Source organism: Pontibacter sp. HJ8 (assembly GCF_054824225.1).
Genome location: NZ_JSYF01000521.1, coordinates 1 through 640, shown reverse-complemented (window position 1 = coordinate 640; position 640 = coordinate 1). Strand labels below are relative to the sequence as shown.

The following is a 640-nucleotide window of genomic DNA, read 5'->3' as shown; positions in this document are numbered from 1 at the left end:
TGTTAAATACCGCAGCACAGGCTTCATTTGATGGTGGAATTCCATTACAGATGGAATTTGTTACTTCGCACTCTTTCTTACAAGAAAATAAGGCAACTAATCCCAGCAGGAAGAATAGGTAGAACAATTTCATACTCTTTGAAAGTATGAAATTATATTGAATTTAATGCACAAGCGTCATGACTTTTTCATCCCTCAATGACGTCTAACGTGCTAAGGCACGCCTTAGGGTGTTTTAGGCTTTGCTGGCATGCATTATACCCTGACATAGCCCAGTGCCTCAATTTCTTCAGTAGTTCTTACCAGATGAGTTTTGCCGTTCGTTAGTAGGTATAGAGTATTACAAATATCCAGCACATGCCTGAACATGTGGTCTGTAATGATCAGGCCTTTGTTTTGCTTTTCTTCTAAAAGGAAGTCCTTTACCTTATCAATCTGTATAGGATTCAGATGGGTGAAAGGCTCATCAAGCATGGCGAATTTCGATGTCGATTTCACAACTGAATAGATTTCCACTAACCTTCGTTCACCACCTGACAGACCACTAATAGATGACTTATACCTTGTAGCGAATTCCGGAAATCTACGCACGAATGATGGGTAATCTAATTCAAAGTCACTGAATATCCTTTTCAGATCA

Annotated in this window: 1 pseudogene; it reads right to left on the bottom strand. The window is 39.4% G+C overall.

Going from position 1 to position 640, the window contains the following annotated elements:
• Nucleotides 1-255 precede the first annotated feature (255 nt).
• Nucleotides 256-640, bottom strand: a pseudogene (locus tag OB13_RS18795) (hypothetical protein); the annotation flags it as partial.